Source organism: Micromonospora sp. WMMC415, assembly GCF_009707425.1.
Lineage (GTDB): Bacteria > Actinomycetota > Actinomycetes > Mycobacteriales > Micromonosporaceae > Micromonospora.
In genome coordinates this window covers 3,657,980-3,678,757 of sequence record NZ_CP046104.1, presented here as the reverse complement: position 1 = coordinate 3,678,757, position 20,778 = coordinate 3,657,980, and the positions used below count along the sequence as shown (strand labels likewise).

The following is a 20,778-nucleotide window of genomic DNA, read 5'->3' as shown; positions in this document are numbered from 1 at the left end:
GCCTGCGGGCTCCACGGCGACCCTATCGCCGCTGCTGCAGGGCAGCGGTCACCGCCTTCGCGTCGAAGCGGGCCGGGTCGAAGTCGGTCGGCTCATCCAGGTCCAGCCAGGCCAGCCGGTCGCGGTGCTCAGGATGCGTGGGGTCGCCGAGCACGTCCACCAGGTCGGCGTAGCCCCACACGCCGCCGCAGTCCTCCGGAGGCGCGGCCCGCCGTCCGCCGACACAGCGCGGGTACGCCACGGACGCATCCCGGCCGAGGATCTTCTCCACCAGGATGTCGTGTTCCCAGTTGTCCCCGAAGTCGTACGTGTACCGCAGCTTGTCCCCGGCAACGGGGGCGACCTGCTCCAGGCTGACCCGGGAGGCAGCGCGGTGGCCGAGTTCGGCGTCGGGACGGCCGAAGCTGCCGTACCGGGTCTCGAAGACGTGCAGATGGCTGTCGGTCCAACCGAAGGCAACCTGGATCAGCTCGTGCAGCCGGGCGAGCGTGACGTCGGCTGGCACCTCAAGTCGCCGCCAGATCGGTGGGCGGGCCCCGCGCAGGCCCACCTTGATCTGGTAGATCGGCGCCGGGCCGTCGGACTTCCTGCGCTTCGCGGGCAGGCTGGCGAGCCGGCGCTGGGCCGGTACGGGGAAGCCGCCCCGGCGGGGAGCCAGAACTTCGAGCAGCGCGGACATCGAGGCGACGTCCAGCTCGCCGTCGTGGCGCGGAGTCCGCCTGCGCCGCCGGGACTCCGGCAGCCACCGGATCCAGCTCCGCAGCAGCAGCGCCAGAGCCTGGTAGCCCGGGCCGTCCTCCTCGCGGAGGTCGTCGAGCACCCCGGGGTCGCCCTCGTCGTGTTCGGCGCGCGCGTCCAGCGCATCCTCCACGGCTCGGCGGAAGTCCGCCGGCCGTAGCTTCTCCTGCGTGACGTCGGCACCGCCGGCGCGCAGGTCGGACAGGAGCCCTTCACGCGCCTCGTCCCACCGGTCGGAGTCGATCAACAGGACCTGACCAGCGGCACCGCAGTCCTGGTCGTCCACGGTGACGAAGACGGCGTTCGCTCGACCGGCCCGGTGGAACCTGCCGGCCAGCAGGAACGTCTCTCCCCACGGACTGACCAGGCGACAGGAGTCCTCGACCGTGACCGGGGCGTCCAGGTCGGCCAGCCACGGTGGTGCGGTGACGCCGGCATCGGCAAGCCGGCCGGCCGCGTCCGCCGCCGCTCGACCGATCTCACCGTGGGCGATTGCCGCGATCGCCGCGAGCATCGCCCGCGCCTCCGGGGTGGCCTTCGCCTCGAACGCCGGCACGAACAGGTCCAGCAGCGCCCGGTCGAAGTCATCGCCCATCGCCGCCCCGGTCGCCAGCAGCATCGCGGCGGCGATCTCCACCTCGATCGGATCCTGCAGGGCGCCGACCGCCTGTGGGAGCAGGTCCTCGACCTCCCCCGGCGTTCCCTGAGCCCCGGAACAGTACGGGCAGTCGCACTCCTCCGGCGCCCGTACGACGGCGAGCGGTGCTCCGCCACGAACTGATCGCCTCTTGCCGTTGCGCCGACGGTTGCGACTCACTGGGCTCACCCACGCATTCTGCCGCAACCCACCGGCGCAACCGCAAGCCGCGACACCCAGAACGGCGCCGTCGTGTCGAACGAACCGACCCCGCAGTCCAGCTTCGGCCAGCCCGGGATGTCCCACGGATGACCGACGACCCCGGGTCGCCGGACCGCGAGCCGCTGCCGGTCCGGTGGCCGACACCTTGTTAACGTGAGCACGCAGCGCTGCCGCACCTGCCGGGCGTCCCCCTCGTACCCGGCACCGACCGCACCGCGCCCCGGCCATCCGCCATCGGGCTGCGGTCCGGTCCGCGGACGAGGGAGGGGGACATGGCCGAGGGTCCACCTGCGGAGGCGACCCCGCCGGACCGGCAAGTCCAGGTCGACCAGGATCGGGACCACGCGTCGGCCGGCACGACTACCGGCCCGGGGCGATCCTGGGCGCGACTGGTCAGGATGTGCCGGCGTCGCACGAAACGACTGGTCGGGGCGTCCCGGCGGCTCTGGGCACGGGTGGCCCCCAGGTCAAAACGGCTCACGGCGCGGCTGGTGCCGGCTGCACAACGTCTGTGGGGGTGGATGCTCTCCGTCGCCCGCAAGGTGGACGCGGCGGCGAAGGAGGGCCCGCCCCCACCCCCACCCGAGGAGCCGATCGAGCGGCGCGAGTCGGCCGGCCCGTTCACCGTGCCAGCGCGGGGGTACGTCTTCGCCTTCAGCGTCCGCGCCGCGTTCACCTGGTCGGCCCAGGGCCTGCGGCCGGAGCAGCTGGCCTGGTACGCGCACTACTTCATGCCGCAGGCGACCCAGCGGCTGACCCGCATCGCCGGTGACCTGGCGCGTACCGTCCCGCCGCACCGGGCGGGCGAGCTGGAGGAACGGTTGCAGCGGGTGCTCGGCCGGCAGGAGCCGTGGTCGTTCGAACGCGGCGGGAGGACAGTGACCTGCCGGCCCGAGGCGTGGGTACGCCTCGACGAGCGGGTCCGGCGGGCCCTCCAGCCGTACTGGGAACGTCTGATCACCCTGGACTGCGAGTACGAGGAGCAGACGCGGCGCGCGCAGTACGCCGAGCGGATCAACCGGCGGTGGGCGGCCATCCTGGACGACCTCGCCGGCGCCGACGTGCCCGAGGACCTGCGCGAGAAGGTGAACCTCGCCCGGAAGCACACGATGGCCGAGCAGCGGACCGCCGCGCAGTGGACGGGCGACCTCCTCCGCCAACGGCGCCGCCAGGAGAACCTCTTCGAACCCTTCACCGAGATCGACCCGACCGCGAAACCCGCGCCGCCGCAGCAGTCCGGCGACACGATGCGGCCGACCGGTCCCGCAACCCGGCCGACCGCCGAGCGCCCGGCCGGACCCGGTACGGGCGACCCGACCTCTGAGTCCGGCTGAGCTGTCAGCACAATCGCTTCCTCGACACAATGGCGGTGACGGGTAAACGACACCGCTTGCCGGCGAATATGGACGACTGTCGCCGATCATCGGCAGGTCCGTCGCCCACATCCACCGCAAGTCGGTTGGTGAATGAAACACGCTCCGGCAGGGTCATAGTCGCTCGACAACTGTCCTATTTGCAATCACTCAGCGAATGCCGAGGTCCGGATATGAGCGAGGTGGTAGCCATTATCGCGACGTTGGTGGTCGGCGGAATCGTGACGGCGGTGCTCTGCGTCGTCGTCCACCGGAAGTGGTCGGCGAACCCCGGCGCCGCCGTGCTGCTCGGCATCATCGGCGTGGCGGCGACGGTCCTGCTGGCGACGGTCGCGCGGCCGGTCGAACGATTGTGGGACAGCACGCTCGGTCCCTTGACCTCGGATCCCGAGGTGCTCGCGTCGCCGGTAGCGACCGCGCCCATCCCGTCGACTCCGGCCGCTCCACCGACGACCGGATCGATGAGCCCACCGACGGAAACAGCCTCTCCCAGCCCCGACATCAGCGACGACACCGAAGGAACACCAGACACGTCCGCGACTCCCGACCTGCCGGCGACGCTCTACCTGTCCGAGTACCCCGCCATCAAGAACAACGGCGCACGCGGGACGTTCTCCATGGACGGTGTGGCGTACAGCCAGAGCAAGAAGGTCTACTGCGGTGAGACTCCGTCTGCGTCGGTCTGGTCCGTCGCCGGCTATCAAACGATGGACGCGACCATCGGCATCGCCGACAACGAGAAGCGCGGACTGGGCGTCATCGGGCGAATGTCCTTCCGCAACGAGGACAATCAGGATCTGATTCCGCCGGTCGATGTCTCTCTGGGGTGGTCACCGAAGAAGGTGACCGTGCAGTTGAAGGGCGCCGTCCAGTTGCAGATCGGGTGCGTCGGCAGGGAGCGCGACAACGGAACCTCGCAAGGCTTGTTCTACGCGGTCCTGGGAGACGCCTACCTGAACCGCTAGGAACCGCTGGCCGCCGACCGCGAGACCCGGTGACCAGTGCCTTCCGGCGCGTATCGGTCACCGGCGGCTGGCGAGGACGGCGAGGGTCACCCGGCGGACCTTGTCGGGTTCGTGGACCAGGCGGCGGTGCGAGAACCGGACGGTCAGGATCCCGGCGGTGGCGAGCAGAGCGTCCCGCCGCAGGTCTATCTCGCGCTGCCGCTGGTTGCCGTGCGTGGCGGCACCGTCGAGCTCGATGTCGACCCGCTCGTGCTCGGCGTACAGGTCGAGGTACACGCTCCGTTGGCCGATCCGCAGTCGGAACTGCCGGTGGAGCTTCGGCATGCCGGGGCCGACGAAGACGTGCTCGTGTCCCCAGATCTCCAGCGGGCTGCGGCAGCCGTCCGCGAGGCGGGTGAGCAGGGTACGCAGCGGGGCACGGCCGGGCAGCCTCGGTAGGGGCGTGAGCGCGGCGCGCAGCCGGTCGGGAGTGGTGAGCCGCTCGTTGACCGCCCTGATCACCGGTCCGTGTCGGTCGGCGAGCGGCAGCAGCGGCCACGAGTCGACCAGCGCCGCCTCGAGCCGGGTCGCTGGCAGGTCGTGCCGAATCCGGACGTGCGGAGGATCGAGGCGGAAGCCCTGACGATGGTGCACGATGATGCCGGGCCGGCTACGGAGGCCCGATGCGCTCGGTGTGGTCAGGTGCAGCAGGTCCCCGGGGGCCTGCTGGTACAGGCCCCACACGTCGAGGGCGGTCAAGTGGCTCAGGGCGGCGCGCCCGTCCGCCCAGGCGAGCGCCGCACGGCGGCCGAGCGCCGGGACGAGGCGACCGATGAAAGGCTGGCTGTCGTCATGCCTCGAAACCAGCTCACCGGCCACGTACACCGTGGGCAGGACTCGGACCAGCTGTCCAGACCCGCATGCCCGCCGCAGCGTCCATTCGGGCACGACCTGTCAAGCCAGCGGAGTGGTGACCACCCCGTCGTGAGCCTCGACCAGATCCCGCAGCAGCCCGTCCACGCGTCCGAACCCTGCCGCCCCGACCTCGGCCGAGCAACCGCCACAACCTCGGATCTGTGGACAAGAGCGAGCTGTGGACGACAGCCACGCCCCGGGCCGACGGTGATATGCAAGATCGGATACGCCTGAGCGGCAGGAGGCCCGGCGTGTCGAGTCGGTGAGACGTATTGGATCTTGGCGCACACCTCGACTACCCGGGTTCGCGTCGATCTTCGTCGGTGTTCGCCGGCCCGTCGGACGCCGGTGGCCTGGGCGATGGACCCTACCGGCGTGCGGACTCCGGACGCTCCGAGACCGGTGCGGTTCGTGGCGCTCGGTGACTCGATCACCGTGGGCCTCGGCGACCCGATGCCCGACGGGACGTGGCGTGGGTGGGCAGCGCTGCTCGCCGACGCGGTGGGGCCACCCGGCACGGTCGAGTTCCACAATCTCGCCCGCACCGGCGCGCTCACCGGCGACGTGTTCCGCGACCAGCTGCCGGCCGCCCTCGCGTTGCGCCCGACGGTCGCCGCCGTGGTCGTCGGGGTGAACGACACGCTGCGCGCCCACTTCGACGTGCCGGTGGTCAGCGCGGCGCTGCTGGGCACGGTGGGCGCGCTCAGCCGGGCCGGAGCCGTGGTGCTGACCGCCCGGCTGCCGGAGCCGGGCCGGATGTTCGGGTTGCCGTCGGGGTTGGCCCGGCCCCTGGCGCGGCGGATCGCCGCGGTGAACGCGGTCACCGACCACGCGGCAGCGCTGTACGGCACCGTCCACTTCGACGCGGCGACCCACCCGGACACGTACCGGCGGGACATGTGGAGCGTCGACCGGCTGCACCCGAGCGAGCGGGGGCACCGCCTGCTCGCCGGCGCGTACGTGGATCTGCTGCGGGAGCGGGACGTGCCGGTGCACCGGCGCCCGGACCCGCGACCGGGCAACCCGCCGCCGACGCGGGCGGCCCAGCTGGCGTGGTTGGCCGTGAAGGGCACCCGGTGGGTGCGGGACCGCTGCACCGATCTGGTGCCGCAGCTGCTGTGGCTGGCCGCCGCCGAATCCTGGTACTCGCTGCGCGGCCAGGCGAGCCGCCTCGACGAGCACCTCGGCCGGGACCTGGCCGCCGCCCTCGCCGCAGGCACCGGCACCCCGGCCGTCGGCGTCGACCCGACCGCCCACCCCAAGCACCCACCCGCCCCGACCTAGCCACCGAGCGGCCGGAGGCGCATGCCGCTAGCCGCGACCGCGCGTTAACAGGGGCCCCTTCCACTACCGCAGGCGTTAACAGGGGGCCCTTCCTTCCACCTCAGGTGGGGACGTCGCGGTGGCGGAAGCCGGCCAGGCCGGCGGTGAGCAGCAGCGCGCCGACGCCGGTGAGCACCGCGAGGGGTGGGACGGACAGATCCACCGCCGGCACCGACGGCACGTGCGTGTACGGGGACAGGTTGAGCACCGCCTGCGGCAGGTCCAGCACCGCGCCGAGCTGCCCGAGCAGCAGGAACGCCATCAGCACCGCCCAGGACAGCGCCACCGACCAGCGGGGCGCCAGCCCGAGCAGCGCGGTCACCACCCCGGCCACGACGAGCAGCGCCGGCAGCCGCAGCAGTGCCGCCCAGCCCAGCTCCAGGGTGTGCCCGAGCGCGTCGCCGGCCACCAGCCCGTAGCCCAGGCCGGTCGAGACGCCGGCCAGCAGCATCAGCGCCACCGCACCGAGCACCGCGCCGGCGATCTGGGTCAGCAGCCAGCGGTGCCGGCTGACGGCGGTCGCCAGCACCGCCTCCAGGATCCCGTCGGACTCGTCGGCCCGCGTTCGCAGCAGGGCCTGCACGACGTACGCGCCGAGGGTCAGGGCGAACAGCCCGAGCATCGCGGCGAGGAACGCGTCGACGAGGTCGGTCCCGCCGCCCAGCGCGGCGATCGCCTCGGCGGCGGCGGGGTTCTCGGCGATCATGTCGTTGACCTCGTCGGCGGCGACACCCATCGAGAACCCGAGGGTCACCACCGCGACGGCCCAGCCGAGCAGGGCGCCGCGGTGCAGCCGCCAGAGCAGGCCGGTGGGGCTGAGCAGCCCGGCGGCGGCACGGGCGGGCCCCCGGCGGGCGGCGAGCAGGCCGGCGCCGAGGTCCCGCCGGCCGGCGAGGGCGAAGGCGGCCGCCACGCCGGCCACCAGCAGCGCGACCGGCAACGCCAGCACCCACCAGCGTTCCCCGCCGAACGCCCGTACCTGGTTGCCCCAGCCGAGTGGGGACAGCCAGGACGGCCAGGCGCTCTCCACCCGCAGGCCGTCCCGCTCGCCGAGGACGTCCCCGGCGGCGCGGAGCAGGAACGCCACGCCGACGGTGGCGGCGGCGAGCGCGTTCGCGCCGCGCGAGGTGACCGACAGCTGGGCGGTGACGGCGGCGACGGCGGTGAAGGCGACACCGACCCCGGCGACGGCTCCGGCGGCGGCGAGCGACCCGGCGAGCGGCAGGCCGGTCGCGGCGAAGGCCAGTCCGAGGAGTACGCCGGACGCCACGTTCGCCGCGACGACGACGAGCAGGGCGGCGGTGAGCAGCGCGTACCGGCCGACGACGGCGGCGCCGAGCAGCTCGGCGCGGCCGGTCTCCTCGTTCTGCCGGGTGTGCCGGACGACGGCGAAGGTGCTGACCAGCGCGGCGAGCACGGCGAGGGTGATGTACGTCTCGGCGACCACGACCGCGCCGAGGTCGGCCCCGACGATCGGCCCGTTGAAGGCGCGCGCGACGACGCTGGTGGCGGCGGTCTCGGCGTACAGCATGCGGGACGGCTCGTCCGGGTAGACGCCGGAGACGCTGCCGGCGAGACCGACGCCGAGCAACGGCGTGCCGAGCACCCAGATGCCCAGCTTGATGCGGTCGCGGCGCAGGGCGAGCCGGGCCAGCCGGCCGGTGCCGGTGTACGCGCTCACCGGGTACGCTCCGCGCCGGTCGGGACCCGGCCGTTGGACGCGCCGTCGTAGTGCCGCAGGAACAGCTCCTCGAGGGTCGGCGGGGCGCTGGTGAGGGCGCGGACGCCGAAGCGGACCAGGTGCGCCAGCAGTTCGTCGAGGTGCTCCGGCTCCACCTCGAGGCGGGTGCGGCCGTCGACGGGCCGGACCTCGTGGACGCCGGGCAGCTCCGCCACCCCGGTCAGCGGGTGGGCCGTCTCGACGGTGACCGTGGTGCGGGCGAGGTGCCGCAGCTCGGTGAGGGTGCCGGACTCGACGGTGCGGCCGGCGCGGATGATGCTCACCCGGTCGCAGAGGGCCTCGACCTCGGCGAGGACGTGGCTGGAGAGCAGCACGGTGGCGCCGCCGTCGGTGAGCCGCCGGACCTCCTCCTGGAACACCGCCTCCATGAGCGGGTCGAGCCCGGAGGTCGGCTCGTCGAGGACGTACAGCTCGACGTCGGAGGCGAACGCGGCGACGATCGCGACCTTCTGCCGGTTGCCCTTGGAGTAGGCGCGGCACTTCTTGGTCGGGTCGAGGTCGAACCGGTCCAGCAGTTCGTCGCGGCGGCGCCGGTCCAGCCCGCCGCGCAGCGCGCCGAAGAGGTCGATGGCCTCGCCGCCGGACAGGTTGGGCCACAGGTTCACGTCACCGGGCACGTACGCGAGCCGCCGGTGCAGCGTCACCGCGTCGCGCCAGGGGTCGGCGTCGAGCACCCGCACGTCGCCGGCGTCGCGCCGCAGCAGCCCGAGCAGGACCCGGATGGTGGTGGACTTGCCGGAGCCGTTCGGCCCCAGGAAGCCGTGCACCTCCCCCGCCTCGACCCGCAGGTCGAGCCCGTCGAGCGCGCGGACCGCGCCGAAACTCTTGACCAGGCCGTCGATCGCGATGACGGGCATGGCACCTCCTGTGGCCGCCGGTTCGTCGCACCCAGCGTACTGACCATCGGTCAGCCGGATCAACCCGGCGGTCAGGACGGCGGCTACGCTGGGCGGCATGACCGTCGAGGCGCCGGACGACACTCGGACCCGGATCCTGCGGGTCGCGCTGGACCTGTTCAGCCAGCACGGCTACCAGCGCACCTCGCTGCGGCAGATCGCCGAACGGCTGCGGCTGACCAAGGCGGCGATCCTCTACCACTTCCCCGCCAAGGAGGACCTGCTCACCGCGCTGACCGAGCCGTTGCTGGTGGACCTGGAGATGCTGCTGGACGCCACCGCCGCGCTGCCGCTCCCCCGGGCCCGGGAGGCGCTGCTCGCCGGCTGGGTGGACACGATGCTCACCCACCGCCGCTCGCTCGGCATGCTGTTCCACGACATCGCGATGGTCAGCCGGGGCCGGACGTACCACCGGCTGATGCAGATCGCGATGCGGGCCAACGAGATCGTCGCCGGGCCGGACGCCGGGCGCCGGGAACGGGTCCGCGCCGTGCAGGCGATCGCCATGTGCAGCGACCCGGTCGTCTTCTTCGCCGACGTACCCGAGGAGACCCTGCGCGCCGACATGCTCGACGGCGTACGCCGGCTGCTGGGTGACACCGGCGGCGCGGCGGCCGGGGACGGCGCGCAACCGGCGACGGACGCCGCCCGCGCCGCGCGGCGCGGGCCGGGACGCCCCCGGTCGATGGGGCCGGAGCAGGTCCGCACCGCCCGCCGGCTGCACGCCGCCGGCACCCACTCGGTCGACGACATCGCCGCCGCACTCGGGGTCTCGCGGGCGACGGTGTACCGGCACCTGGACGGGCCCGGAGCGGAATAATGAGACGGGTTTCGCGACGGTTTTGAGACCCGTTTGGTCGCCCCGGCAGCGGGTAGCCGACCCGCCCGTCCTGCGGACGGGACCGGGCCGCGCACGTGGCCCGCGGCCGGCGCGACGGGACGGTGGCGGATGGGTGCGGTGCTCGCCGGGCGGGCGATCCGGCGGCGGACGGGTGGACGCTGATCGTGTGCGGCATCGGCGGGGAGGTACGCCTCGACGGGTCGACACCCGACGCGGAGGCGGTGGCCCGGATGACCGACGCGATGCGGTCCCGGGGGCCGGACGGCGAGGGCCTGTGGAGCGACGGCTGGGTGACCCTCGGGCACCGCCGGCTCACCATCATCGACCTGTCCGACGCCGGCGCCCAGCCGATGGTCCGCGAGGACCTGGGGCTCGCGCTGGTCTTCAACGGCTGCGTCTACAACTACCCCGAGCTGCGCGAGGAGCTACGCGCCGCGGGGCACACCTTCCGCTCCACCAGCGACACCGAGGTGATCCTGGTGGCGTACGCGCAGTGGGGTGAGGCGTTCGTCGACCACCTGGTCGGCATGTTCGCCATCGGGCTCGTCGACCGGGCCCGGCGGCGGCTCGTGCTGGCCCGCGACCGGCTCGGCATCAAGCCGCTGTACCTCGCCGAGACACCCGGGCGGCTGCGCTTCGCCTCGACCCTGCCGGCGCTGCTGCGCGGCGGCGACGTCGACACGGGCATCGACCCGGTGGCCCTGCACCACTACCTGTCCTGGCACTCGATCGTGCCGGCGCCCCGGACCGTCCTGCGCGGCGTCCGCAAGCTGCCCCCGGCGACGCTGCGGGTGGTCGAGGCGGACGGGCGCAGCCGGGAGCGGGTGTACTGGCAGCCGGAGTACGTCCGCGATCCCGCCCACGCCGGCATGGACGCCCGGGACTGGCGGGCCGCCGTCGGTGGCGCGCTGCGGACGGCCGTACGGCGGCGGCTGGTCGCCGACGTCCCGGTCGGGGTGCTGCTCTCCGGCGGTCTGGACTCCAGCCTCATCGTGGCGCTGCTCGCCGAGGCCGGCCAGGACCAGCTCCGCACGTTCAGCATCGGCTTCGACAGCCGGGGCGGCGAGGCCGGCGACGAGTTCCACTGGTCCGACCTGGTGGCCGGCACGTACCGGACCGACCACCACCGCATCCGGCTGGCCGACGACGACCTGGTGCCGGCGGTGCGGGCGACGGTGACCGCGATGACCGAGCCGATGGGCAGCCACGACGTGGTGGCCTTCCACCTGCTGAGCGAGCAGGTGGCGAAACACGTGAAGGTGGCGCAGTCCGGGCAGGGCGCCGACGAGGTCTTCGCCGGGTACGGCTACCACCAGCCCCTCACCGGGGCGCCCCGCGACGGCGCGGCGGCGGCGTTCGCGGCGGCCTTCTTCGACCGCGACCACGCCGAGCTGACCCGGGTGGTCGACCCCGCGTACGCCTGCGACCACGACGCCAGCCGCGACCTGCTCACCGCCGAACTGGCCGCGCCGGGCGCGCAGACCGCGCTGGACGCGGTGCTGCGCCTGGACACCCACCGGATGCTCCCCGACGACCCGGTGAAGCGGGTCGACAGCATGAGCATGGCCTGGGGGCTGGAGGTGCGGACCCCGTTCCTGGACCAGGACCTGGTGGCCCTCGCGGCGGCCTGCCCGCCGGAGCACAAGGTGGCGCAGGGCGGCAAGGGGGTGCTCAAGGAGGTCGCCCGGGAGGTGCTGCCCCCCGAGCTGGTCGACCGCCCGAAGGGCTACTTCCCGGTGCCGGCGCTGCGCAACGTGGACGGCCCGGTGCGTGACCTGGTCGTCGAGGCGTTGCGGGCGCCGGTGGCGCGGGAGCGCGGCCTGTTCCGGCCGGAGTACGTGGCGGAGCTGCTCGCCGACCCGGAGGCGGCGCAGTCGGCGGCCGGCAGCAACAAACTCTGGCAGCTCGGGCTGCTGGAGCTGTGGCTCCAGACGCACGACATCCGCTGAGGTGCAAGGAAGGGCCCCTTGTTAACGCCTGGCGTTGTACAAGGGCCCCCTGCAATCACGCCGCCGGGCGGGTCTGGGCCGCGAGATGGTCCAGCACGGCGCGGACGTCGCAGCCGGTCCGGGCCAGGACGCGGCGCTGCCGGGCCGCGCCGTTGCCGTCGCGGCGGACCCGGTGCAGCTGGTCGAGCACGTACGTCAGGTCGCCGTGCCGCAGCAGCGCGGGCGCGACGGTGGCGAACAGCTCGTCGACCAGGTCCCACGCCGGCCGGGCAAGGCCCGAGCGCAGGTCGATGAGGTCGCCGTCGAGCCCGTCGTGGGCGGCGCGCCAGTGGGCGGCGGAGAGCAGGCAGTCCCGGATCCGGGGGGCGAGGATCCCGTGGCGGACGTCGCCCGCCACGGTCGCGACGAGGGCGCGGACGAGCCCGGCGACGAGCACGGTGTCGTCGACGGTCGGGCAGACGTCGCCCACCCGCACCTCGACCGTGGGGTACGCGACGGACGGGCGGGCGTACCAGTAGACCATCGCTGCGTCCAGCATGATGCCCGCCCGGATCAGCTCCTCGACGGTGGCGTCGTAGTCGGCGACCGACTCGAAGTGCGGGGTGGGGCCGATGCTCGGCCAGCGTTCCAGCTGCATCGACCGCCAGCTCGCGTGCCCCGTGTCCCGGCCGTCGTGCAGCGGCGAGTTGGCGGTGATCGCCTGCACCACCGGCAGCCAGGGGCGCAGGTGGTTGCAGACCTGCACGGCGAGTTCCCGGTCCGGGACACCGACGTGCACGTGGCAGCCGCAGACCGCCGGATCGTGCGCGACCGGCCCGAATCGCCGGGACATCGCGTGGTAGCGGGGTTTGTCCGGCACCGTCCGGTGCGGTTCGTGCACCGGCGTGGCCCCCACGGCGACGAGGCGGGCGCCGGCGGCCTCGGCCGCGTCGGCGGCGGCCCCGCGCAGCGCCACCAGGTGCTCGCGTACCTCGGCGAGCTCGGACGAGACCGGCGTGACCATCTCGACCATGCTGTGCCGGAACTCCTGCCGGCTCTGCTCACGCGCGGCGCCCGACAGCTCGTCGAGCACCTGTCCGGCGACCGGCAGGCTCGCCCCCGTGTCGGGGTCCAGCAACAGGTACTCCTCCTCGACGCCGAGGGTCAGCGTGGTGAGGTCGGGGAGGGTGGGGGCCGGACGGTACGTCATGAGCGGTCGGCGTCCGTTCGTCGGGCGGCGCGCCGGGCGCCGCACTGCCGTGCCTCGGGAGTTCCCGCCCGCCGCGGCGGAAAACGCTCGGGGTCCGCGGCCCGCGTTAAGAAGGGACCCTTCCTCTACCGGAGGCGTTAACAGGGGGCCCTTCCTTGCACCTCGTCCGCCCGGGTGGTGAGGTCGTGGCGCACGGGCCCCTCCTCGGGCGAGGGCGTACCGGCGGCCCCACGGCACCGACGGTTTCGACAACACCGAGCGACATTTCTCCGGGGGCACGTCGTCCCGGACGTTCCCCGGGAGAAGGACCCTCGCATTCCGGGCGCGGCCACTAGAGTCGACCGGGGGGTGCCGGGGATGTCGGAGGCGACGGAGACGTTCTTCGCCGGGCTCGTCCGGCACGGGCACGAGCGCCTGACCCGCAAGACCTGCGGCTCCATCCGCTTCGACCTGATTCACCCCGACGGGACCGACCACTGGCTGGTGACGATCGACCGGGGCACGGTGCGGGTCACCCGGGAGGCGCGCACGGCCGACACGGTGATCCACGCGGACGAGTCGTTGTTCGAGCGGATGGCCCGCGGCGAGGTCAAGCCCCTCTCCGCCTGGCTACGCAACGACATCACCACCGAGGGCCAGTTCCGGTACGTCGTGCTGCTGGAACGCCTGTTCGCGCCGCCGCCCGGCGCCCGCCACCCGCGCGCCGTCAGCCCGACAGCCCGGGACCGGGCGTGAAGGCCGACCTGGTCCGGATCCTGGACGGCAACATCTTCGTCCTCAGCGAGGAGAACGGCGACATCGCGGCGACCCCGGCGAACCCGTGCGGATTCTTCGACTTCGACACCCGCTTCCTGTCCCGCTGGCGGCTCACCATCAACGGCGAAACGCTGCACCCGCTCGCCGTGCACGAACCGCACTACTTCGAGGCCCGGTTCTTCCTGGTGCCCGGCGTTCCGACCCACTACGTCGACGCGAAGGTGTCGGTCATCCGGGACCGCGTCATCACCGGCGGCAGCTTCCAGGAGACGCTCACCGTCCTCAACCATCGGTCCGAACCGACGGACTACACGGTACGGATCGACGCCGGCAGCGACTTCGTGCCGATCCTCGCGATGCAGCAGCCGCACGGCCCCGCCGGGCGCTTCTACCGCCGGACAGAGAACGGCTCCCTACGCCTGGGCTACCAGCGGGAGCGGTTCCAGCGGGAGACGGTCATCTCCAGCACGGCACCCGCGGACGTCGACGAGAACGGGCTGACCTACCACGTACGGATCGACCGGAACGGGCGGTGGACGACCACTGTGCGGGTCCGGAGCCTGGTTCTCCGCCCGGACGGCGAGGACGTGCGCGAACGGTTGCACCGCCGTCGGCGGCGCGCCGCCGACCAGCTCCGGACCGACCTGGGTCACTGGCTGGCCGAGTCGCCGCGGCTCAGCTGCGACTGGGAGGTCCTGACGACGGCGTGGCGGCGCAGCCTGGTGGACCTCGCCGGCCTGCGGTTCTCGCCGCTGACCCTGCCCGAGGAGGCGATGCCCGCCGCCGGCCTGCCGTGGACCGCCACCATCACCGGCCGGGACAGCATCCTGACGAGCCTGCAGGCCCTCCCGGTCGCTCCGGGGCTCGCCGCCGCGACGCTGCGCATGCTCGGCATCGACCAGGGCGCGGTCCTCGACGACTTCCGCGACGAGGAGCCGGGAAAGATCCTGACCGAGTTCCGGTACGGGGAACGCGCCGCGTTCGAGGAGCGTCCGCAGTCGCCGTACTACGGCAGCGCCGACACCACCCCGTTGTACGTCGTCCTGCTCGACGAGTACGAGCGGTGGACCGGTGACACCGCGCTGGCGCGGGAGTTCGAGGAGGAGGCCCGGGCGGCGTTGCGGTGGATCGAAGAGTACGGCGACATCCGTAACGACGGGTACGTCTGGTACCAGCGCCGCAACAACGACACGGGCCTGCTCAACCAGGGCTGGAAGGACTCTCCCGACGCGGTCTGCTACCGCGACGGGCACCTGCCCGGCCTGCCCCGGGCGACCTGCGAACTTCAGGGGTACGCGTACGACGCGAAGCGGCGGGGCGCCCGGCTGGCCCGCGACGTCTGGGGCGACCCGGCGTACGCCGACCGGTTGGAGCGGGAGGCAGCGGACCTGAAGGTGCGCTTCAACCGGGACTTCTGGCTGGCCGGCGACGGCTACTTCGCGCTCGCCCTCGACAGCGACGGCACCCCGGTCGACGCCCTGTCGTCGAACATCGGGCACCTGCTGTGGAGCGGCATCGTCGACGATTCGCGGGCGGCGTCGGTGGTCGAGCACCTGCTCGGCCCGCGGCTCTTCTCCGGCTGGGGGGTACGCACCCTGGCGGAGGGCCAGGCCCGGTACAACCCGCTCGGCTACCACGTCGGCACCGTGTGGCCCTTCGACAACGCGCTGATCGCCGCCGGGCTGCGCCGGTACGGCTTCCGACGCGAGGCCGGCGTCATCGCGGAGGGGATCATCGCGGCGTCGGCGTACTTCGACGCCCGCCTGCCGGAGGCGTTCGCCGGGTTCGACCGGGAGCGGACCGGTTACCCGGTGCGCTACCCGACGGCGAACAGTCCCCACGCGCTGGCGACGAGCGCGACCATCATGCTGGTCCGTACGCTGCTCGGACTGGAGCCGTACGGCGAGCACCTGGTGGTGGCCCCCGAGGTGCCGGCGCGGTTCGGTCGCGTCGAACTGCTGGACATTCCCGGCCGCTGGGGCCGGATGGACGCCATCGGCACCGCTCGCGCCGATCATCAGAGCTAGCTTAAATAAGTACTGCCTGATATAAAGATCCGGTGCACGCGTTCGATGTGCTCGGCGATCCGGTGCGACGCCGGATCCTGGAGCTGCTGGCCGACGGCGAGATGACCGCCGGTGAGCTGGTCGAGGTGGTCCGGGCGGAGTTCGGGATCTCCCAGCCGGCTGTCTCCCAGCATCTGAAGGTGTTGCGCGACAACGGCTTCGCCACCGTCCGCCCGGCCGGCACGCGCCGGCTGTACGCGGTCGACACCCGGCCGCTGCGGGAGGTCGACCAGTGGTTGGAGCATTTCCGCCGGTTCTGGACCAACCCGCTCCAGGCACTGGCCACCGAGCTGGCCCGGGGCCAGCGCGAGCGGCGGCGACGCGAGCCGCCGCCCCCCGACGACAGGAGTGAACGATGATCGACGCCAGCAGCCAGATCAGCGCCGTCCGGCGCCAGCTCGGCCGCCGTGCCCTCGAGGCCGGCGAGGCCCGGGTGATGACGATCAGCCAAACGTACGACGCGTCCCCGGAGGACGTCTGGGACGCCTGCACCAACCCCGAACGCATCCCCCGCTGGTTCCTGCCCGTCTCCGGGGACCTGCGGCTGGGCGGCCGCTACCAGTTGCAGGGCAACGCCGGCGGCACGATCGAACGCTGCGATCCGCCGAAGGGCTTCGCCGCGACCTGGGAGTACGGCGACGAGGTGAGCTGGATCGAGGTGCGGCTCGCCCCGGTCGAGGACGGCCGGACGCGGTTCGAGCTGGACCACATCGCGCACGTCGACGACGACCGCTGGACACAGTTCGGCCCCGGGGCGGTGGGCGTGGGCTGGGACCTGGCGGCGCTCGGCCTCGCCTCGCACCTGGCCGCCGCGGGCGCCGGCGTCACCCCCGAGGAGAGCGAGGCCTGGATGGCCTCCGACGAGGGCCGACGGTTCGTCGCGCTGAGCAGCGAGCAGTGGTACGAGGCGAGCGTCGCCGGCGGCACCGACCGGGCCGAGGCCCGGGCCGCGGCCGACCGCACCACCGCCTTCTACACCGGCGCCGAGCAGGCCTGACCCGACAGGTGCCGCCGCGCGGCGGTGTCGCGCACCCGCGGACACCGCCGCGCCCCCGGGAGCGACCGCACGCCCTGCGATGCGACGGGTAACGTGCGACGGCATGACCGCGACGCCGTACTCGCACTGCTCCTACTGCGGCACGGCCTACCCGCCACCGACCGCGTGGCCCCGCGTCTGCGCGGCCTGCGGCGAGACCGTCTGGCGCAATCCGCTGCCGGTGGCGGTGGCGGTGCTGCCGGTGCGCACCGACGCGGGCCTGGGCGTGGTGGTCGTCCGCCGGGACATCGAGCCGGCGCGTGGGCAGCTCGCGCTGCCGGGCGGCTTCATCGAGTACGGCGAGGAGTGGCAGGACGCGCTGGTGCGGGAGCTTCGCGAGGAGACCGGCCTGCTCGCCGACCCGGCCGACGCGACGCTGTTCGCGGTGCACAGCGCCCCGGCGGGCGGCACGATGATGATCTTCGGGGAGTTGTCCGCCCGGCCGGCCGCGACGCTGCCGCCGTCGGCGCCCACCGAGGAGGCGACCGAGTGGCTGGTGCTCACCGAGCCGGTCGAGCTGGCGTTCTCGACCCACACCCGGGTGCTCGCCGACTTCCTCTCCCGGCACGCCGGCTGAACCCGGCGGCTCCGACCGGGCGGCCGGGCAGCGGGCGGGCCGACGGCGCCGGGCCGGCAGGCCGAGCGGGCCGAGCGGCCCGAGCGGGCCGGCCGGGCAGCGGCGGCGGTCAGGCCTCCAGATAACGGGCGGGGACGGTGTCGGTCAACCAGACACCGTTGGCGCTGCGGTAGAAGGCGTGGCCGTCGCGCGCCATGCCGGCCGCGTCGACGGTCAGGACCACGGTCCGGCCGGCGCGCCGGGCCCCCACCCGCCGCGCGGTCTCCACGTCCGGCGAGAGGTGGACGTGGTGCCGGCCGCCCCGGTGCAGCCCGCTCACCCGGATCGAGTCCAGCACGGCGGCGCTGGTGCCGTGGTAGAGCACGGCCGGCGGGTCCACCGGCGACAGCCCGAGATCGACGGGGATCGAGTGCCCCTGGTTGGCCCGGATACGCTCGACGCCGTCCGGGCCGCGCTCCACCGCGAAGCGCTGCTTGTCGTTGCCGGCCACCGCGTCGTCGAGGTCGGCGCGGCGGATGCCCAGAGCGGCGAGGACGTCGTCGACGGGCACCCAGCCGGCGCGGTCCGGGGCCAGCCCGAAGCGGTCCGGACGGTGCCGCAGGGCGAGGGACATCCGCTTGCTCAGCCGGACCAGCCGCGCATCATCCACGCCCGGATTGTGGCCGGACACCCCGGCCCGCCGCCACCCGATCGGGTATCGGGCGGCAGGCGTGACCGGGCGTCGAACGGGTAGACGGCGCCCACCGCGCGGCCCGGGGCGGCCGTGCCGCCGTACGACGCCTCCGGGGGGCCGATGTCGGACGCGCCAGCACCTCCGGGCGGACGCCCGGACGACGTCGTGGAGCTACGCGTGCACGGCGCCTCCGGCGCCAGCGCGGAACAGGTGCTGAACCGCCCGAACGTCGAGCAGGTCGCCGGTGACCGCAGCGGCGGCTTCTACCGGCCCCGCACCGGCTACCCGGACACCAGGGGGCCGGGCGGGGTCGTCCTGGAGGCGTACCGCTGGAGCGAGCTGCCGTCGGGCACCGCCGTCCGCACGTTGTCGCTGGTGTTCCTGCTGCCGTTCATGCTCTGCAACGTGGCGTTCTGGATGCGCCCGACCAGCTCCGACGCCTGGGCCCTCACCGTCAAGGGCCTCTGCCGGGTGCTCGCGCTGACCCTCACCGCCCTGTACGTGCTCGCCGTGGCCGGGGTGGCACTGGACCTGGTCGCCTGGAAGTGCATGTCGTCGCCGCAGTGCCTGGCCGAGCGGAGCTGGCTGTCCTGGCTCGGGGGCCGGCCGGTGGGGCTGCGGCTGGCGGTGCTGGCGCTCGTCCCGGCCGCCGCCGTCGGGCTGGTCTGGTGGCTCGGGGCACGGCCGGAGCGGATGTTCGCGTCGTTCCGCGTTCCCCCGACCGTCACCGGCGTGCACCAGCTCACCGCCGTCGGCCAGTGGGACGCCGCGCCGCTGGTCGGGCGGCTGCGCGCGATCCACGTCGCCGCCGCGTTCGGCACGCTGGACGCCGTCCTGCTCACCGCCCGCGTCAACCTCGGGGCCTCGCCCACCACGGTGACGCTCAGCGTCCTGACCTGCGCGGTCCTGGCCACCTGTGTCGTCCTGGTCTGCGCGCATCCGCTGATCGATCAGCCCGGGACGGGGCGGATCGACCGCACGACCCGGGTCCTGCGGACGCTCGCGTGCGGGTTGACCGCGGTGGTCCTGGCCGTGCTCGCGGCCGACCCCGCACGACCGCCGACCGGCGTTGGGCTGCCCGGGTACGGCGACATGGTGGCCCGGCTCTTCCTCGCGCAGACCGTCCTGCTGCTCGTGCTCTGGCTGGTCGTGCCGCTGTCGCGACGCGGCGGCGGGCCGCCGCTGCGGGCGGTCGGCACGCCCGTGTTCGGTGCGGTGGCGACCGGTCTGGCGGTGGCCTTCTCCGCCGAGCTGGTCTACCGGATGGCGGACTTCCTGGACCGCGACGTCGGGACGGGTGAGCAGTCGGCGACCGGCCCGCCGCTGACGTACAAGTGGGCGATCTTCGCGTTCTTCCTGGCGGTGGTGGCCGCGGCGACGGTCGCCGCCGTGGTGGCCGTCACGTCGCGACCGGCCCGGTGGCAGGCGGCGGGCGCGGCCGTGGCGCGGGACTACCCGGACGCGCCGCCCGAGGCCGGGCGCCGGCTGCGGGAGGTCGAGACGGTCATGGCGCGGGCGCGGTTCACCGAGCGGCTCGTCCCACTCGCGATCACGTACGCCTGGCTCGCCGGCTTCGGCATGGCGACCAGCGCCGTGGGCATGTTCGAGCTGGAGCCCGGCGCGACGCTCGAGCAGTGGTTCGGGTTCCCCGCCGGCCTGGTGCGGTTCGGCCTGCGCTTCGGTAGCTGGGTGATCTTCGGGCTCATCCTCGCCCTGGTCCTGGGCGGCATCTTCGCGTACCGGACGGCCGAGTTCCGCCGCTACGTGGGCGTGCTGTGGGACCTGGGCACGTTCTGGCCCCGGGCGGCGCACCCTTTCGCCCCACCCTGCTACGCCGAACGGGCGGTGCCGGAGCTGAGCCGCCGGATCGCCTGGCTGACCGGCCAGGGGCACCGGGTGCTGCTCACCGGGCACAGCCACGGCTCGGTGCTGCTCGCGGCGACCGTGCTCCAACTCCCACCGGGCGCCGGTGACCGGGTCGCGCTGCTGACGTACGGGTCACCGCTGCGCCGGCTCTACTCCCGGTGGTTCCCGGCGTACGTCGGCGACGAGGTCCTGCGCGAGGTGGGCGAGCGGATCGGTTGGCGCTGGCTCAACCTGTGGCGGGACACCGACCCGATCGGCGGCTGGATGTTCTCCCCGCACCGGCCGGGCGAGCCGCCCACGGTCTACGGGCCGGCGGGAACCGTCGACCGGCGGCTGCGCGACCCGAGCGACGTGGTCATCCCGCCCGACGACAGCGTCCCGCCGCCGATCGTGGGGCACTGGCCGGGCGAGTTCGACCCGCGCTTCGCCAAGGCGGTCCGGGAACTGGCGGACCGGCTGCGGCGGACGGCCTGACCGCACCGGCTGCGGCGGACCGCCTGAGCAGGCGGCATATCCTGCCCGGGTGAGCACCGCCCGGAAGCCCGACCGCACGCTGATCGCCTCGAACAAGAAGGCCCGGCACGACTACACCGTCGTCAAGACGTACGAGGCGGGGATCGTGCTGGCCGGCACGGAGGTCAAGTCGCTGCGCGAGGGACGTGCGTCCCTGGTCGACGCGTTCGCGCAGGAGCGCGACGGCGAACTGATGCTGTACGGCCTGCACATCGCCGAGTACGGCTACGGCACGTGGACCAACCACGCGCCGCGGCGCACCCGCAAGCTGCTGCTGCACCGGGTGGAGATCGACCGGATCCGGGAGAAGCTGCGCGACGGCGGGTTCACCCTGGTGCCGCTGTCGATGTACTTCTCCAACGGCTGGGCCAAGGTGGAGCTGGCGCTGGCCCGGGGCCGGAAGTCGTACGACAAGCGGCAGGCGCTGGCCGAGCGCGACGCGCAGCGGGAGATCGCCCGGGAGCTGGGCCGCCGTCTCAAGGGCCGCCCGCAGCGCCGGAGCTGACCGGGCGCGACTGCTGAC

General features: G+C 73.6%; 17 protein-coding genes and 1 pseudogene. 12 read left to right on the top strand and 6 right to left on the bottom strand.

The window, feature by feature from the left end; translation table 11 throughout:
* Positions 1–22 precede the first annotated feature (22 nt).
* Positions 23–1,555: a plasmid pRiA4b ORF-3 family protein gene (locus GKC29_RS17325; RefSeq protein WP_155331826.1), complete on the bottom strand. Its 1,533-nt coding sequence runs from the start codon at positions 1,553–1,555 to the stop codon at positions 23–25.
* Between the two features lie 314 nt (positions 1,556–1,869).
* Between GKC29_RS17325 and GKC29_RS17320 the strand changes: the two are divergent.
* Positions 1,870–2,760 (top strand): annotated as a pseudogene (locus tag GKC29_RS17320) (hypothetical protein); the annotation flags it as partial.
* Positions 2,761–3,143: 383 nt separating this feature from the next.
* Entirely contained in the window at positions 3,144–3,935 is a 792-nt protein-coding gene (locus tag GKC29_RS17315; protein WP_155331825.1) for a hypothetical protein, read from the top strand.
* 57 nt (positions 3,936–3,992) lie between these two features.
* Here the strand turns inward: GKC29_RS17315 and GKC29_RS17310 are convergent, their stop codons facing one another.
* Positions 3,993–4,793, bottom strand: a complete 801-nt coding sequence (locus GKC29_RS17310; protein WP_230688664.1) for a DUF559 domain-containing protein — start codon at positions 4,791–4,793, stop codon at positions 3,993–3,995.
* Between the two features lie 411 nt (positions 4,794–5,204).
* Here GKC29_RS17310 and GKC29_RS17305 point away from each other — a divergent pair, with 411 nt between their 5' ends.
* Positions 5,205–6,113, top strand: a complete 909-nt coding sequence (locus GKC29_RS17305) for an SGNH/GDSL hydrolase family protein (RefSeq protein WP_230688663.1) — start codon at positions 5,205–5,207, stop codon at positions 6,111–6,113.
* A 100-nt stretch (positions 6,114–6,213) separates the two neighbouring features.
* Here the strand turns inward: GKC29_RS17305 and GKC29_RS17300 are convergent, their stop codons facing one another.
* Together GKC29_RS17300 and GKC29_RS17295 are read right to left on the bottom strand one after the other, a co-directional pair.
* Entirely contained in the window at positions 6,214–7,833 is a 1,620-nt protein-coding gene (locus tag GKC29_RS17300) for an ABC transporter permease (RefSeq protein WP_155331823.1), read from the bottom strand.
* Entirely contained in the window at positions 7,830–8,750 is a 921-nt protein-coding gene (locus tag GKC29_RS17295) for an ABC transporter ATP-binding protein (protein ID WP_155331822.1), read from the bottom strand. The genes GKC29_RS17300 and GKC29_RS17295 overlap by 4 nt, the downstream gene beginning before the upstream one ends.
* 97 nt (positions 8,751–8,847) lie before the next feature.
* Between GKC29_RS17295 and GKC29_RS17290 the strand changes: the two genes are divergently transcribed.
* Entirely contained in the window at positions 8,848–9,609 is a 762-nt protein-coding gene (locus GKC29_RS17290; RefSeq protein ID WP_155331821.1) for a TetR family transcriptional regulator, read from the top strand.
* A gap of 185 nt (positions 9,610–9,794) precedes the next feature.
* Positions 9,795–11,579 carry an N-acetylglutaminylglutamine amidotransferase gene (locus tag GKC29_RS17285; protein ID WP_155334191.1) on the top strand — a complete coding sequence of 595 codons (1,785 nt, stop codon included), beginning with the start codon at positions 9,795–9,797 and terminating at the stop codon, positions 11,577–11,579.
* A gap of 55 nt (positions 11,580–11,634) precedes the next feature.
* On the opposite strand, the gene GKC29_RS17280 is transcribed toward GKC29_RS17285, so the two are convergent.
* Positions 11,635–12,768 (bottom strand): glutamate--cysteine ligase, encoded by a 1,134-nt coding sequence (locus GKC29_RS17280; protein ID WP_155331820.1) that lies wholly within the window; start codon positions 12,766–12,768, stop codon positions 11,635–11,637.
* Positions 12,769–13,125: 357 nt separating this feature from the next.
* Between GKC29_RS17280 and GKC29_RS17275 the strand changes: the two genes are divergently transcribed.
* From GKC29_RS17275 to GKC29_RS17255, 5 genes are all read left to right on the top strand, one after another.
* Positions 13,126–13,503, top strand: a complete 378-nt coding sequence (locus GKC29_RS17275) for an SCP2 sterol-binding domain-containing protein (RefSeq protein ID WP_155331819.1) — start codon at positions 13,126–13,128, stop codon at positions 13,501–13,503.
* Positions 13,500–15,551 carry a glycogen debranching N-terminal domain-containing protein gene (locus GKC29_RS17270; RefSeq protein ID WP_155331818.1) on the top strand — a complete coding sequence of 684 codons (2,052 nt, stop codon included), beginning with the start codon at positions 13,500–13,502 and terminating at the stop codon, positions 15,549–15,551. Before GKC29_RS17275 ends, GKC29_RS17270 begins: the two co-directional genes overlap by 4 nt.
* Before the next feature lie 32 nt (positions 15,552–15,583).
* Positions 15,584–15,949, top strand: a complete 366-nt coding sequence (locus GKC29_RS17265; RefSeq protein WP_155331817.1) for a helix-turn-helix transcriptional regulator — start codon at positions 15,584–15,586, stop codon at positions 15,947–15,949.
* Positions 15,946–16,587, top strand: a complete 642-nt coding sequence (locus GKC29_RS17260; RefSeq protein WP_155331816.1) for an SRPBCC family protein — start codon at positions 15,946–15,948, stop codon at positions 16,585–16,587. Before GKC29_RS17265 ends, GKC29_RS17260 begins: the two co-directional genes overlap by 4 nt.
* A 103-nt stretch (positions 16,588–16,690) precedes the next feature.
* A complete protein-coding gene (locus GKC29_RS17255) occupies positions 16,691–17,203 on the top strand; it encodes an NUDIX domain-containing protein (RefSeq protein WP_155331815.1) in 513 nt (170 codons plus the stop codon).
* A 109-nt stretch (positions 17,204–17,312) separates the two neighbouring features.
* On the opposite strand, the gene GKC29_RS17250 is transcribed toward GKC29_RS17255, so the two are convergent.
* A complete protein-coding gene (locus tag GKC29_RS17250) occupies positions 17,313–17,852 on the bottom strand; it encodes an RNA 2'-phosphotransferase (protein WP_155331814.1) in 540 nt (179 codons plus the stop codon).
* Between the two features lie 189 nt (positions 17,853–18,041).
* On the opposite strand from GKC29_RS17250, the gene GKC29_RS17245 reads away from it, so the two are divergent.
* Both GKC29_RS17245 and smpB read left to right on the top strand, forming a co-directional pair.
* Positions 18,042–20,216, top strand: coding sequence for a hypothetical protein (locus tag GKC29_RS17245; RefSeq protein ID WP_230688662.1), 2,175 nt, complete (start codon positions 18,042–18,044; stop codon positions 20,214–20,216).
* A 49-nt stretch (positions 20,217–20,265) separates the two neighbouring features.
* Positions 20,266–20,760, top strand: a complete 495-nt coding sequence (smpB, locus tag GKC29_RS17240) for an SsrA-binding protein SmpB (protein WP_155331812.1) — start codon at positions 20,266–20,268, stop codon at positions 20,758–20,760.
* The last annotated feature ends 18 nt before the right edge of the window (positions 20,761–20,778 follow it).